14 protein-coding genes are annotated in these 13,198 nt (G+C 66.4%); 9 read left to right on the top strand and 5 right to left on the bottom strand.

The features are described from left to right. Genes nosZ through MUB46_RS17390 form a run of 6 tightly spaced genes read left to right on the top strand, consistent with a single transcriptional unit; the run spans window position 1 to window position 6,479 of the window. Complete coding sequence (nosZ, locus tag MUB46_RS17415) at window positions 1-1,935, top strand: TAT-dependent nitrous-oxide reductase (RefSeq protein WP_261617222.1); 1,935 nt, start codon at window positions 1-3, stop codon at window positions 1,933-1,935. 3 nt (window positions 1,936-1,938) lie between these two features. After that, the gene (locus MUB46_RS17410) at window positions 1,939-3,207 is read left to right on the top strand and encodes a nitrous oxide reductase family maturation protein NosD (protein WP_261617221.1); all 1,269 of its coding nucleotides are present in this window, start codon (window positions 1,939-1,941) and stop codon (window positions 3,205-3,207) included. Next, window positions 3,204-4,112: an ABC transporter ATP-binding protein gene (locus MUB46_RS17405; RefSeq protein ID WP_261617220.1), complete on the top strand. Its 909-nt coding sequence runs from the start codon at window positions 3,204-3,206 to the stop codon at window positions 4,110-4,112. Before MUB46_RS17410 ends, MUB46_RS17405 begins: the two co-directional genes overlap by 4 nt. Continuing rightward, window positions 4,109-4,939, top strand: coding sequence for an ABC transporter permease (locus MUB46_RS17400; protein ID WP_261617219.1), 831 nt, complete (start codon window positions 4,109-4,111; stop codon window positions 4,937-4,939). Before MUB46_RS17405 ends, MUB46_RS17400 begins: the two co-directional genes overlap by 4 nt. Beyond that, window positions 4,936-5,469 carry a nitrous oxide reductase accessory protein NosL gene (locus tag MUB46_RS17395; protein WP_261617218.1) on the top strand — a complete coding sequence of 178 codons (534 nt, stop codon included), beginning with the start codon at window positions 4,936-4,938 and terminating at the stop codon, window positions 5,467-5,469. The genes MUB46_RS17400 and MUB46_RS17395 overlap by 4 nt, the downstream gene beginning before the upstream one ends. 29 nt (window positions 5,470-5,498) lie before the next feature. Beyond that, window positions 5,499-6,479: an FAD:protein FMN transferase gene (locus MUB46_RS17390; protein ID WP_261617217.1), complete on the top strand. Its 981-nt coding sequence runs from the start codon at window positions 5,499-5,501 to the stop codon at window positions 6,477-6,479. A gap of 38 nt (window positions 6,480-6,517) precedes the next feature. Here MUB46_RS17390 and MUB46_RS17385 read toward each other — a convergent pair whose 3' ends face one another. Then, window positions 6,518-7,207, bottom strand: coding sequence for a Crp/Fnr family transcriptional regulator (locus MUB46_RS17385; protein ID WP_261617216.1), 690 nt, complete (start codon window positions 7,205-7,207; stop codon window positions 6,518-6,520). Window positions 7,208-7,512: 305 nt separating this feature from the next. Between MUB46_RS17385 and MUB46_RS17380 the strand changes: the two genes are divergently transcribed. The 3 genes from MUB46_RS17380 to MUB46_RS17370 are packed head-to-tail and all read left to right on the top strand — an operon-like array spanning window position 7,513 to window position 9,000. Continuing rightward, on the top strand, window positions 7,513-7,992 hold the full coding sequence (locus tag MUB46_RS17380) for a group III truncated hemoglobin (RefSeq protein WP_261617215.1): 480 nt from the start codon (window positions 7,513-7,515) through the stop codon (window positions 7,990-7,992). 10 nt (window positions 7,993-8,002) lie between these two features. After that, the gene (locus tag MUB46_RS17375) at window positions 8,003-8,689 is read left to right on the top strand and encodes a 5-formyltetrahydrofolate cyclo-ligase (RefSeq protein WP_261617214.1); all 687 of its coding nucleotides are present in this window, start codon (window positions 8,003-8,005) and stop codon (window positions 8,687-8,689) included. Continuing rightward, window positions 8,686-9,000, top strand: a complete 315-nt coding sequence (locus MUB46_RS17370) for a DUF6522 family protein (RefSeq protein WP_261617213.1) — start codon at window positions 8,686-8,688, stop codon at window positions 8,998-9,000. Before MUB46_RS17375 ends, MUB46_RS17370 begins: the two co-directional genes overlap by 4 nt. Window positions 9,001-9,060: 60 nt before the next feature. On the opposite strand, the gene MUB46_RS17365 is transcribed toward MUB46_RS17370, so the two are convergent. From MUB46_RS17365 to MUB46_RS17350, 4 genes are all read right to left on the bottom strand, one after another. Further along, window positions 9,061-9,993 carry a hypothetical protein gene (locus tag MUB46_RS17365; RefSeq protein WP_261617212.1) on the bottom strand — a complete coding sequence of 311 codons (933 nt, stop codon included), beginning with the start codon at window positions 9,991-9,993 and terminating at the stop codon, window positions 9,061-9,063. A gap of 116 nt (window positions 9,994-10,109) precedes the next feature. Further along, window positions 10,110-11,423: a TRAP transporter large permease gene (locus MUB46_RS17360; RefSeq protein WP_261617211.1), complete on the bottom strand. Its 1,314-nt coding sequence runs from the start codon at window positions 11,421-11,423 to the stop codon at window positions 10,110-10,112. A gap of 10 nt (window positions 11,424-11,433) precedes the next feature. Then, the gene (locus MUB46_RS17355) at window positions 11,434-11,967 is read right to left on the bottom strand and encodes a TRAP transporter small permease (RefSeq protein ID WP_261617210.1); all 534 of its coding nucleotides are present in this window, start codon (window positions 11,965-11,967) and stop codon (window positions 11,434-11,436) included. Window positions 11,968-12,031: 64 nt separating this feature from the next. Further along, the gene (locus MUB46_RS17350) at window positions 12,032-13,006 is read right to left on the bottom strand and encodes a TRAP transporter substrate-binding protein (protein ID WP_261617209.1); all 975 of its coding nucleotides are present in this window, start codon (window positions 13,004-13,006) and stop codon (window positions 12,032-12,034) included. Between the last annotated feature and the right edge of the window lie 192 nt (window positions 13,007-13,198).

Below are 13,198 nucleotides of genomic sequence, written 5' to 3'. Positions count from 1 at the left end.
ATGACGGATGAACACAACAAAGAGGGGATCTCCAGACGGACCCTCTTGTCTGGTACCGCGACTACGGCCTTCGTCGCCGGCGGCGCGGCTGTTGGTGGAACCGGCGCGCTCTTGTCGACGACATCGGTCACACCCGCCGTGGCCCAGGGCAGCACGCCCAAGTACGCGCTGTCGCCGGGCGAGCTCGACGAGTACTACGGCTTCTGGTCGAGCGGGCAGACGGGCGAATTGCGCATCGTAGGCGTTCCCTCGATGCGCGAGCTGATGCGGGTTCCGGTGTTCAACCGTTGCTCGGCCACCGGCTGGGGGCAGACCAACGAGTCGCTGAAGATCCTCACCGAAGGTCTTCTGCCGGAAACCAAGGCGTTCCTCGCCGCGCACGGACTCCAGACCTATCAGAACGGAGACCTGCACCACCCGCACATGTCGTTCACCGACGGCACCTATGACGGCCGTTACCTGTTCATGCAGGACAAGGCCAATACCCGTGTCGCGCGCGTGCGCTGCGACGTCATGCGCTGCGACAAGATCATCGAGATCCCCAACGCCAACGACATCCACGGCATGCGGCCGCAGAAATATCCGCGGACCGGCTACATCTTCGCCAACGGCGAACATGAGGCGCCGCTGGTCAACGACGGCAAGATCCTCGACGATCCGTCGCAGTACGTGAACATCTTCACGGCGATCGACGGCGACACCATGGAAATCGCCTGGCAGGTGATCGTCAGCGGCAACCTCGACAACACCGACTGCGATTACCAGGGCAAGTACGCCTTCTCGACCAGCTACAACTCGGAGATGGGGATGAACCTCGCCGAGATGACCGCGAACGAGATGGACCACGTCGTGATCTTCAATATCAAGGAGATCGAGAAGGGCATCGCCGAGGGCGACTATCAGGAGCTGCAGGGCGTCAAGGTCATCGACGGGCGCAAGGGCAAGAACAAGAAGTACACCCGCTACGTGCCGATTCCGAACAGCCCGCACGGCTGCAACACGGCGCCGGACAAGAAGCACGTCGTCATCAACGGCAAGCTGTCGCCGACCTGCTCGGTGATCGATGTCGAGAAGGTCGATGCCCTGTTCGACAGCGACGCGGATCCGCGTTCGTGCATCGTCGCCGAGCCGGAACTGGGCCTTGGACCGCTACACACCGCCTTCGATGGCAAGGGCAACGCCTTCACGACGCTCTTCCTCGACAGCCAGGTCGTGAAGTGGGACATCGAGAAGGCCGTTCGCGCCTATGCCGGCGAAGATGTCGACCCGATCATCTCCAAGGTCGATGTCCACTATCAGCCGGGCCACAACTCGACCAGCATGGGCGAGACCGCGGAAGCGGACGGCAAGTGGCTGATATCGATGAACAAGTTCTCCAAGGACCGGTTCCTCAACGTCGGCCCGCTGAAGCCGGAGAACGAGCAGCTCATCGACATCTCGTCCGATGACATGAAGATCGTGCATGACGGTCCGACCTTCGCCGAGCCGCACGACAGCATCATCGTGCATGCGTCGAAGGTGAACCCGAAGATCGTCTGGGACCGCGACGACCCGACATGGGAAGATGCGCGCAAGCAGGCGGAAGCCGACGGTGTCGACCTGGAAGACGGGGCCGACGAGCCGATCCGGGACGGCAACAAGGTGCGCGTCTACATGTACTCGGCCGCGCCGACCTTCTCGATGGAGTCGTTCACCGTCAAGCAGGGCGACGAGGTGACGATCTACGTCACGAACATCGATGACGTCGACGACCTCACGCACGGCTTCACCATGTCCAACTACGGCGTGGCGATGGAAGTCGCGCCGCAGGCGACGGCCTCGGTCACCTTCATCGCCGAACGGCCGGGCGTCCACTGGTTCTACTGCCAGTGGTTCTGCCATGCTCTCCACATGGAGATGCGCGGCCGCATGTTCGTCGAGCCGCGGAGCGCCTGACCCATGCTGCGCCGCCTGACACTGTCTTCGTTGCTCGCTGCCACGCTCGCGGCTGTTTCGGCGCAGGCCGCCGAAACCGTCGTGGCGCCGGCGCCGGGCGCGTTGCAGGCGGCCATCGACAATGCGCAGCCGGGGGATGTCCTCCGGCTGCGCCCCGGCGTCTACTCCGGCGCCATCGTGATCGACAAGCCGCTCACCGTGGAAGGGGCGGAGGGCGTCGAGATCCAGGGCGGGGGAACCGGCACGGTGATTACCGTGACGGCGCCGGACGTGGTCGTCTCCCGGGTGCGGGTGTCCGGCTCGGGGTCGTCGCACCAGTCGATCGATTCCGGCATCAAGCTGACGAAGACCGCCGATCGCGGTGTGGTCCTGGACAGTGAATCGATCGGGAACCTCTATGGGATCGACATTCACGGCGCCAGGGATGCCCGGGTGGCGGGCAATCTCGTGGTCGGCCGCACGGATTTCCGCATGAACGAACGCGGCAATGGCATCTACGTGTGGAACGCGCCCGGCGCGGCCATCGAGGGCAACACGATCCGCCAGGGCCGCGACGGGATCTTCGTCAACACGAGCGCGCGCAACGTCATTCGCGACAACCGGTTCCAGGACCTGCGCTTCGCGGTCCACTACATGTATGCCGGCGACGGCGAGATCGTCGGCAACGTTTCGGTCGGCAACCATCTCGGCTACGCCCTGATGTTCTCGGACGGGCTGACGGTGCGCGACAACATTTCGATCGACGACCGCGACTACGGCATCATGCTCAACTATGCCAATGGCGCGACGATCGAAGGCAATTACGTGCGCGCGGCGGCCGAGAAGTGCCTGTTCATGTACAACGCCAACAAGAACCGGCTCGCCGACAACCGGTTCGAGGCGTGCGAGATCGGCATCCATTTCACCGCCGGCTCGGACCGCAACACCATCGTCGGCAACGCCTTCATCGGCAACCAGACCCAGGTGAAGTATGTCGGCACGCGCTATCTCGAATGGAGCGAGGCGGGCCGCGGCAACTACTGGAGCGATCACGCCGCCTTCGACGTCAACGGCGACGGCATAGCCGACAGCGCCTATCGCCCCAACGACATCATCGACCAGGTCCTGTGGACGCAGCCGGCGGCGAAGCTCCTGCTCGGCAGCCCGGCGGTCCAGCTGGTGCGCTGGTCGCAATCCCAGTTCCCGGCGCTGCTGCCCGGCGGAGTCGTCGACAGCGCGCCGCTCATGACACCGGTGGACATTCCGGTGCCCGGCGAAGGAAGCCGGTCATGACCGCGATTCTCGAATCCCGCTCCGTGTGCCGGGACTTCGGCCGCCATCGCGCCGTCGACCGGGTGAGCCTTTTGGTCTCGGCCGGCGAGCGTGTCGCCCTGCTCGGCCACAACGGCGCCGGCAAGACCACGCTGTTCAAGATGATCCTCGGCTTCCTGCGTCCGTCGGAGGGCACGCTCCTGGTCGCCGGCCATCCGCCCGGTTCGGCGGCGGCGCGGCGGGCGGTCTCCTATCTGCCGGAGAACGTGGCCTTCCAGAAGTCCCTGACGGGGCGCGAGATCATCCGCTTCTACGCGAAGCTGAAGCGGGCCGACCGGGCGGCGGCGGAGGCGCTGCTCGACCGGGTCGGCCTCGGGGTGGCGGCCGATCGGCGCGTCGGCACCTATTCCAAGGGCATGCGGCAGCGGCTCGGGCTCGCCCAGGCGCTGATCGGCGCACCGCGCCTGCTCCTGCTCGACGAGCCGACCAGCGGCCTCGATCCGATCTCGCGGCAGGAGTTCTACGAGATCGTCACCGAGATCGCTGCGCGCGGCACCGCCGTCTTCCTGTCCTCGCACAGCCTGACCGAGCTGGAGGCGAAGACCGACAGGGTCGCGATCATGCGGTCCGGCCGGCTCGTCGCCGATGCGCCCCTGGCGAAACTGCGGGCGGAGGCAGGGCTGCCGATCCGCATTCGCGTCGAGGCGACGTTCGCTGACACGGATGCTCTGGCCAAGCAACTCGGCGGCAGCCGCGTCAACGGCTGCGCGGTCGAGATCCTGTGCTCGGCCGACCGGAAGGTGGAGCGGCTGAACGCCATCGGCGCGCTCGGCGCCGCCATCACCGACATCGACGTCACCCCGCCGAGCCTCGATGACGTCTACCGCCATTTCTCCGGCGAGACGGATCAGGGGGAACAGTCATGATCGTCAACATTCTCGCCATCGCTCGTCTCGAGCTCAAGCTCGGCATTCGCAACCGCTGGGTGATCCTGTCCGTCCTGATCCTGACCCTGTTCGCCGGGATCCTGGCGTTGGTCGGCTCGGCGCCGACGGGGACGGTCGGAGTCGACCGCCTGACGGTGACGGCGGCGAGCCTGGCGACGCTGTCGGTCTACCTCGTGCCGCTGATCGCGCTTCTGCTGGCTTTCGATACGGTGGCCGGGGAGATCGACAGGTGCACCTTGCAGCTCGTCCTTGCCTGTCCCGTCTCCCGCTTCGAGATCCTCGCGGGCAAGTTCCTCGGCCACCTCGCGGTTCTGTCGATCGCCGTGGTCGTCGGCTACGGCGTATCGGGCGCGGCGGTCGCGTTTACCAGCGACGGCGGCTTTGCCGGCCTCGGCGTGCTTGTCCGCCTCATCGCCACATCGATCCTGCTGGGGGCGGTCTTCCTCGCGATCGGCTACCTGGCGAGCGCGCTGGTGCGCCAGACCGGAACGGCCGCCGCGCTTGCCGTCGGCGTGTGGCTGGTGGCGGTCGTGCTCTACGATCTGGGCCTCCTTGCCATCGTGGTCGTCGAGCGGGAAGGCGTGTTCGCGACGACGCTGTTCCCCTGGCTTCTGGTCGCCTCGCCGGGCGATGCGTTCCGGCTGTTCAATCTGGCGATGCTTGGCGCGGCGAAGACGCTGACCGGGATGGCGGGTATCGCCGAGGCGCTGCCGTTCCCGCCGGGCGTCGCGCTGGCAAGCCTTATCGCCTGGCTGGTGGCCGCGTTCGCCGCCGCCTGGTTCGTGTTCAGGAGGATCGAGCCATGATCCGGGCCGCGATGATCGCGATGCTGTCCCTGTCCGTTGGCGGCTGCTTCGAGGACGCGGTGGTCGAGAAGCCGGATCCCGTCGCCATGACGGCGGAGGCGGTGGGGCATTACTGCCAGATGAACGTGCTCGAGCACGAAGGTCCCAAGGCGCAGATCCATCTCGCCGGGCTTCTCGCGCCGCTGTGGTTCTCTCAGGTGCGCGACGCGGTCGTCTACACCCGGTTGCCGGAGGAGACCGCCGAGATCACTGCGATCTACGTGAACGACATGGGGCGGGCCGAGAGCTGGGCGGAGCCGGGCGACGCCAACTGGGTGGACGCCGACGAGGCCTATTTCGTCATCGACAGCCGGCAGACGGGTGGAATGGGGGTGCCGGAAACGATTCCCTTTGGCGTGCGAAGCGCCGCCGAGACTTTCGTGAGCCAGCACGGTGGCAAGATCGTGCGCTTTGCCGAGATTCCCGAAGACTATGTGCTCTCACCCGTCGACACCGTGTCGTCGGGGGAGTCGGGCGTCCCGGCACAATGACCGGCGCAATGACCCGCGCGGAGAAGACAATGCTTACCAGACGCCGTTTGATCGAGATTTCCGCCGCTGCCGCCGTCGTTCCGTTTGCGGCGGGCCGGGCGCCGGCCGCGGCGCGGCTGACCCGCTGGACCGGGACCGCCATGGGGGCGCAGACGTCGATCGTTCTGGCGCACCCCGACGAAGCTGAAGCGCAGCGGATCATCGAGACGGCGCGTGCCGAGATCGCGCGCCTGGAGGCGATCTTCAGTCTCTATCGGGACGACAGCGTCGTCAGCCGGCTGAACCGTGAGGGGCGTGTCGATCTTCCGCCGTTCGATCTGTTGTCGCTGCTGTCGCTTGCCGACGGCATCCACGGCGCGACGGGGGGCGCGTTCGATCCGACGATCCAGCCGCTGTGGCAGCTCTACGCGCGCCATTTCGCCGAACCCGGGGCGGCGCCCGGCGGGCCGGACCCGCAGGCGGTTGCGGCGGCGCGGGCAAGGACGGGCTGGAAAAACCTCGCGATCGACGACGCGACGATACGCTTTTCCAGGCCGGGCATGGCCGTGACGCTGAACGGCATCGCGCAAGGCTATGCCACGGATCGTGTCGCCGAGCTCCTGCGCGCGGAAGGGCTGCGGAACGTCCTCGTCAATGTCGGCGAGATCCGGGCGCTCGGCTGCCATCCCGATGGCCGCCCGTGGAAGGCCGGACTGGCCGAGCACGGGGACGGCCCCGCCGAGGAACGGCTGGATATCGCGGAAACGGCGCTCGCCACCACGGCGCCGCGCGGAACCGTGCTGGATGCCGCCGGCCGCGTCCCGCATCTCATCGATCCGGCCACGAGCAGGCCCGGCGGGGTGTGGCGACGGGTCTCCGTGCTGGGGCCTTCGGCGGCGATCGCGGACGGGCTGTCGACCGCCTTCGCGGTGATGCCGCAAGCTGCCATCCGCGAGGGCCTGGAGCAGTATCCGGGCTATCGGGTGATCGGCGTCGACGCGGCGGGCGTCCGTCTGGACCTTTCGGCCTGAGCACGGGCGCCGAACGGGGCGGCAAACGGGGCGCGCGGTCAGGCGCGCGAGCGAAACACCTCGGCGCGGTCCTGTTCCACGAGCTGCTGCAGATGCGCGATGTCGTCCACGATCGCCATGTCGCGGCGGATCGACAGGCCGCACGCTTTCAGGCGCTGAAACGCCCGCGACAGGCTCTCCGGCTTCATGCCGAGTTTGCCGGCGAGCAATGCCTTGTCGTACGGGATCGCGATCGTGCACGACCCCGACCGGACGGGCGCCAGCGACAACAGGAACCGGGCCACGCGCTGCGTGCCCGTATGGGCCTTCAGCTCCTCGATCTGATTGACCAGCATATGCAGGTGGCGCGAAGTCGAGGCGAGCATCGCCAGGCCGATCTCCGGTGACTCCATGACCAGGTCCAACAGGTGCCGTGACGGAATGTGCAGGAGGCGGGCGTCCGACACCGTTTCCCCGGTCGCCGGGTACTTTCCGGACACGAACGCGGCCGCCTCGGCGAAGCTCTCGCCGCGGTGAAAGACGCCGATGACCGCTTCGTCGCCGGACGGCGTGGTGCGGAAGATCTTCACCCAGCCGTCCAGGACCACGTAGAACGCCTGCACGGGCTCATCCTGCAGGAAAAGCATTTCGCCGCGCGCATGCGTGTTGATCCTGGCGTGCTTCAGGAGCTTGGCCAGTGTTTCGTCGTTGAGCCCGCTGAACAGCGCGGTGTTTCGAAGAGCCGCCAAGTCATTGGCCTGCAACGTGATTCCCATGGACGTCGTTTTACCTTTCGGTCCCGCGGTGACGCATCGTGCAGGCTAAGACGATCCGGCGATGTCCCAGTGATGTCGCAGCCTGATTTTGGATACAGGTTTGTCGCGCCAAACGCCAGCCGAAGCCGTCCAATCGGGAGCGACACAATAGCCCGGACCGCGGCACGCGGGCTGGCGCCGGCAGCCGGCGTCACCGGCACGTCCGCATCGGATTTCGGGGTGGCAATGCCGCGCGTCAAATGATAAATAGGTATTTGAAATACCTATTGGGACATGCCATGACACATGCTGAACGACGCGCCCGGATAACCGAAGAGATCAGACAGCGGACCGGCATCGACGAAGCGCTGATCGGACGTCTCGTCGACACGTTCTACGGGAAGGTCCGCAACGATGACCTGCTTGGGCCGGTTTTCGAGGCGCGCATCGCGGACTGGCCCGTTCACCTGGAGCGGATGCGGGCCTTCTGGTCTTCGGTCGCGTTGATGAGCGGTCGCTACCACGGCCAGCCGATGGATGCGCATCAGCCCCTGCCGGTCGACGCGCGGCATTTCGATCGCTGGCTCGCCCTGTTCGAGGAAACAGCTCAGGAGATCTGTACCGACGTTGCCGCCGACCATTTCATCGAGCGCGCGCGCCGGATCGCGGATAGTCTCGAGCTCGGAATCGCGGCCTTCAATGGCATGCTGGTCATGAAGGGGCAGCGGCTGGTGCGGCCCGACACGGACGTCGCCCTGCCGCAGGGCGCCGGCAGCTAGGGGATAGGCCATGATCGCGGACGACCCGCCGTCGAACTACGCTTCGCCGCCCTGTTTCATGCACGAGGCCGGCGACGACGGCCCCGCGGAGGCAGCCGGCGGCGCAATTCCCCTGCGAACCGACGTCAAGCGCTGGCGCAAGGCGGAACGCGAGAGGCTGATCGCCGAGAGGATGGCGGTCCCGAACGCGGTGCGGTCGGGACACGGGAGCCGGATCGCGGCCGCGCTGGAAGCCGCGATCGGCGGCGTCTCGGGGGTGACGATCAGCGCCTACTGGCCGTTCAGGGGCGAGCCGGACCTGCGCCCCTTCATGGAGCGAATGACGTCCCTCGGCGCACGCTGCGCCCTGCCGGTCGTGGTCGAGAAGGCGGCGCCGCTGGTATTTCGCACCTGGCGTTCGGGCGACCGGCTGGAACGGGGCATCTGGAACATCCCCGTACCCGCCGACGGCGCCGACGTGCTGCCGGACATCGTCATCGCCCCCGTCGTCGGATTCGATCCGTCCTGCTACCGGCTCGGCTATGGCGGCGGGTTCTTCGACCGCACGCTGGCCGCCTTGCCGCGCAAGCCGCGCGTGTTCGGCGTCGGCTACGAACAGGCCGCCATCCGGACCATCCATCCGCAACCCCACGACATCCCGATGGATGCGGTGATCACCGAGGGCGCCGTGTACTCCGCGGCCGAGGCATCGTCATGAGACCGAGAGACGACGCCCTGGCGGTTGAGTTCGAGAACGGCGAGATCAGCGTCGATGCCCGCGTGATCGGCAAGAGCCTCGGCCTGGAACCGGCGACCGTGCTGACGCGCATGCGCGAGGGGGCCATCACAAGCCTTTGCGAGCGGGGCGTCGACGAGGACGCCGGCCACTACCGCCTGACGTTCTTCCACAAAAGCCGCCGCTGCCAGATCGTCGTCGACCGGGACGGCCGGATCGTACGGCAGTCGACGCTGGATTTCGGCGACAGGCCCCTGCCGCGATCGGCGCGAACGAAACGCTCCCTGCCCTGACGGCCGAACCGGCCCCGTCCGTTCACGGGGCGTCACAATCCCCGGGCAGGGCACGGCCGATCAAGTCGGCTGGTAGAGGCGGCGCAGCAGGAACGGCGTCAGATACATCGGGATCTGGTAGCAGCCGATAAAGAGGAGCAGGGGATCGGTCGTGCTTGCGGGCAGGGCGACCAGGAACAGGGCCATGTTCCGGTTTCCGGCGACGATGCTGTAGGCGGCCCGGCTGTCCTTCAGTGCCGAATTGCGCAGCGCGACGGCGACGGAGACCTGAAGCCCGAGATTGGCGGCGCACGCGACCGCCAGCCAGAACAGGAAGGTGGCGGGCGTTTCGACGATCGCCGGACCGACGGCGGACATCAGGCCGACCACCAGTACCGCCATGGCGATGGCCGAAAGGCCGTCGATTGCCCGCAGCGTTTCGGGCGCCGGCTGCGGCAACAGGAAACCCCGGATCAGGAAGGCGACCCCGCCGGCGATGGCGATGACACCCAGCAGGCGTCCTGCGGCGCGCAACACCTCGCTGGCCGCCCCCAGTTCGGGCAAGAGCCAGAGCGGAACCAGCACCGTCGCCGGCAGAACCGCGGTCCCGAAGATCAGCAGCCGCAAGGCCGGTGCCGGGTCGTTGCCGGTCAGCAGCGTCAGGTTCGGGCTGCCCGATATGGAAGACGCCGACAGCATCAGGGCCAGTGACAGCGCGATCGGGTGGTCGAGCCAGCCGCCCGCCATCATGACGAGGATGGCCGCGATCGGCATCGCGAACTGGAACAGCACGGTGAGTCCCGCCGTGACCGACAGGTCGCGGACTGCCCCCAATGCCTGGCGCGGGCCGATGCGAAGCGCGGCGATGAACAGCAGGAACGCGACCAGTTCGGGCAACCAGGCCTTCAGGACGACGGCGGTGCCCGGCAGGGCGATGCCGGCGACGAGGCCGGCGATCAGAAGGATGCGCCCGTGCCGGGCGGCGTATCCCAGCAGCGATACCAGTCTCGTCACATCAGTCCTCTGGGGTTCAATACCGCCGCGGCCGAGCCGCTGATCGCGAGCGAGGCGGAGCGATAGCGGGCCAGGGGCGGCGACCTGAGCATCGCGAGGCCGGTATCCGACAAAGCCTAGCCTCCCGGACGCTGGCGCATGTTCTCGGGCAGCCACGTCGCCAGGTCGGGGAAGGCGATCAGAACGAAAACCATCAGCACCATGATCAGGAACATCGGTACCGCCGCGCGGGCGATGAAGTTCATTTCGTGACCGGTCATCCCCTGCAGGACGAAGAGGTTGAAGCCGATCGGCGGGGTGATCTGCGCCATCTCGACGACCACGACGATGAATATGCCGAACCAGATGATGTCGATGCCGGCTTGCCGGATCATCGGTTCGACGACCGCCATCGTCAGCACCACCGACGATATGCCGTCCAGGAAACAGCCGAGCACGATGTAGAAGACGAGCAGCGCCATCAGCAGTTCGAAGCGCGTCAGGTTGAGCGAGTCGATCAGCGTTGCCAGGCCCCGCGGCAGGCCGGTGAAGCCCATCGACAGCGACAGGAACGCGGCCCCGGCGAGGATCAGGGCGATCATGGCCGATGTCCGCACCGCCCCCATCAGGCTTTCGACGAAGGTGCCGAAGTTCAGCGATCCCTGGCCCGCGGCGAGCGCCAGCGAGCCGAGGACGCCGAAGGCCGCGGCTTCGGTGGCGGTCGCAAATCCCAGGTACATCGACCCGATCACCACGAGGATCAGGCAGATGACGGGAATGAGGAAGCGCGAGTTCCGCACCTTCTCGATAAACGTCATCTCCGGCTCGGGCGTGGGGTGATAGCTCTTCGAGACCTTCGAATAGATCGCGACATAGGCCATGAACATCGCCGCAAGGACGATGCCGGGAACGATGCCGGCGATGAAAAGCTTGGTGATCGACTCGTTGATCGTGACGCCGTAGACGATCAGCGTGAGAGACGGCGGGATCATCAGGCCGAGCGTCGCCGCGCCGGCCAGGGTGCCGATGATCATCGGCTCCGGGTAGTCGCGCCTGCGCAATTCGGGAACGGACATCTTGCCGACCGTCGTCAGCGTCGCCGCCGACGACCCCGAGACGGCGGCGAACACCGTGCAGCCGACGATATTGGTGTGGACCAGCCCGCCCGGCAGCCGCGCCATCCAGGGCGACAGGCCGCGGAACATGTCCTCCGACAGGCGTGTTCGATAAAGGATCTCGCCCATCCAGATGAACAGCGGAAGCGCGGTCAGCGACCAGGACGACGACGACGTCCAGATCGTCGTGATCATCGCGTCGCCGGCCGGCCGCGTGGTGAAGAGCTCCATGCCGACATAGGCGACGCCGAGAAGTGCGAGCCCGACCCAGACACCGCTCCCCAGAAGCAGGAACAGGACGAACAAGAAGATCGCGATCGGAGCGAGTTGTTCCATCGGTCCGCTCCTATTCCGCGTGGCTCTGATCGATGAGATCGGTCTTGATCCCGTGCGAGCCGGTCACCAGCAGGCGGATGAGATGGTCCCAGAAGCACAGCGCCAGCAAGACCGTGCCGGCCGCCATCGACAATTGCGGTATCCAGATCGGCGTGGCGTCGAGACCCTGGCTGATATCCTGAAGCTTCCAGGACCAGTACGTTCCCCGGACGGCGTACCAGGCGAAATAGGTCGAGGCCGCCGTTCCGATGGCGAAGCACCAGATCTCCAGCCATCGGCGGTGTCTGCCCAGGGCGTTCAGCACGATCGAGACCCGGATGTGGGCGCCGTGATTGAGCGCGTAGGCGAAGGCGAAGAAGGACGCCCCGGCCATGCAGTAGCCGGCATAGTCGGTGGCGCCGGGAAACACCTGCCCCGTCCACCGCGCCAGCATCTGCAGCACGATCAGGACCAGGATGCCGACCGTGAACAGCGCCGCGACGACGCCCCCGGCGAGGTAAAGTGCGTCGAGGACGCGCCGCAACATGCGCCCTGTCGCCAGCATGGCCAAATCCCCCCTGATGGAAAGAGGCGCCGGAACCGGACGGTGCCCGGTCCCGGCCGCGCGATCACATGGACTTGTAGGTTTCCACGATCTCCTTGCCCTGATCGCCGGCGGTTTCCAGCCATTCGTTCGTCATGATCTCGCCGAGCGCCTGCAGTTCCTTGACCAGCTCGGGGTTGGCGCGTTCGACGGTCATGCCATTTTCCTTCAGGCCGTCGACCGTGAACTGGGTGTATTCCTGGGAGCGCGCGAGGCCGTTGGTCTGGGCCTTGGCGGCGCAGTTGCTCACGACCGTCCTGGTGGCGTCGTCCAGGCCGTTCCAGGCATCCATGTTGACGAAGACCGCATTGCGCGGCAGCCACGCATCGACCTCATAGAAATGGCTGAGATGCTCCCAGACCTTGCGGTCGTAGCCGGTCGCTCCGGACGAGATGAAGGCTTCGGCCACGCCGGTCGCGAGCGCCTGCGACAGTTCCGCGGCCTCGACCTGCACGGGCAGCATCCCGGTCAGTGCCGCCATGCGGGCCGTCGCGGTCGAATAGGAGCGGAACTTGGTTCCCTTCATGTCCGCGACCGAGCCGATCGCCTTGTTGAAGTAAAGGCCCTGCGGCGGCCACGGCACCGAATACAGGTAGTGCAGATTGTCCTCGGCCAGCGCTTCGGTGATCTTCGGTTCGGCGATTTTCCAGAGCTTCTCGTGCTCGTCGAACGACGACACCAGGAAGGGAATGGAATCGACGCCGTAGAGCGGGTTCTCGTTCTGATGCGCCGAAAGTAGCCGCTCGCCGATCGGCGCCTGGCCGGTCTGCACCGCGCGCTTGATCTCGTTGCCCTTGAACAGCGAGCCGGACGGATGGGTCACGATCTCGAGCTTGCCACCGGTGCCGTCGGTCACGCATTTGGCGAAGTCGGCGCCGATCTCGGAATGGAAGTTCGTGGCCGCGTAGGCCATCGGCATATCCCATTTCTCGGCCGTCGCCGCGCCGGCGCCGACGATCGTGACGGCCGTTGCCGCCATCAGTGTCCACACTGCTTTCATGACGTCTCTCTCCCTTTGTTTAACCGTTTTAGTCTTCTCCGTTCCTATCGAAACCGGGTCGGGGCATAGGGCGCAAGGTCAATATTCGGACCGCGCCCGGAAACGCGCCGCGAGATCAGCCGCCCGGGGCCGCCGTCAGGCCGCCGAAACCGACGGTGCCGCTCAGTCCGCGCGGCTTTCGCCGCGAGATCC

The sequence above is a fragment of the Microbaculum marinisediminis genome (assembly GCF_025397915.1).
GTDB lineage: Bacteria > Pseudomonadota > Alphaproteobacteria > Rhizobiales > Tepidamorphaceae > Microbaculum > Microbaculum marinisediminis.
Note: the sequence above shows the minus strand (reverse complement) of the source record. Positions and strands in the feature narration are given on the sequence as shown.

Excerpts from the sequence above, each read along its gene's own strand:
- nosZ (WP_261617222.1), top strand. The coding sequence starts at position 1 with ATGACGGATGAACACAACAAAGAGGGGATCTCCAGACGGACCCTCTTG.
- MUB46_RS17410 (WP_261617221.1), top strand. The coding sequence starts at position 1,939 with ATGCTGCGCCGCCTGACACTGTCTTCGTTGCTCGCTGCCACGCTCGCG.
- MUB46_RS17405 (WP_261617220.1), top strand. The coding sequence starts at position 3,204 with ATGACCGCGATTCTCGAATCCCGCTCCGTGTGCCGGGACTTCGGCCGC.
- MUB46_RS17400 (WP_261617219.1), top strand. The coding sequence starts at position 4,109 with ATGATCGTCAACATTCTCGCCATCGCTCGTCTCGAGCTCAAGCTCGGC.
- MUB46_RS17395 (WP_261617218.1), top strand. The coding sequence starts at position 4,936 with ATGATCCGGGCCGCGATGATCGCGATGCTGTCCCTGTCCGTTGGCGGC.
- MUB46_RS17390 (WP_261617217.1), top strand. The coding sequence starts at position 5,499 with ATGCTTACCAGACGCCGTTTGATCGAGATTTCCGCCGCTGCCGCCGTC.
- MUB46_RS17380 (WP_261617215.1), top strand. The coding sequence starts at position 7,513 with ATGACACATGCTGAACGACGCGCCCGGATAACCGAAGAGATCAGACAG.
- MUB46_RS17375 (WP_261617214.1), top strand. The coding sequence starts at position 8,003 with ATGATCGCGGACGACCCGCCGTCGAACTACGCTTCGCCGCCCTGTTTC.
- MUB46_RS17370 (WP_261617213.1), top strand. The coding sequence starts at position 8,686 with ATGAGACCGAGAGACGACGCCCTGGCGGTTGAGTTCGAGAACGGCGAG.
- MUB46_RS17360 (WP_261617211.1), bottom strand. The coding sequence starts at position 11,423 with ATGGAACAACTCGCTCCGATCGCGATCTTCTTGTTCGTCCTGTTCCTG.
- MUB46_RS17355 (WP_261617210.1), bottom strand. The coding sequence starts at position 11,967 with ATGCTGGCGACAGGGCGCATGTTGCGGCGCGTCCTCGACGCACTTTAC.
- MUB46_RS17350 (WP_261617209.1), bottom strand. The coding sequence starts at position 13,006 with ATGAAAGCAGTGTGGACACTGATGGCGGCAACGGCCGTCACGATCGTC.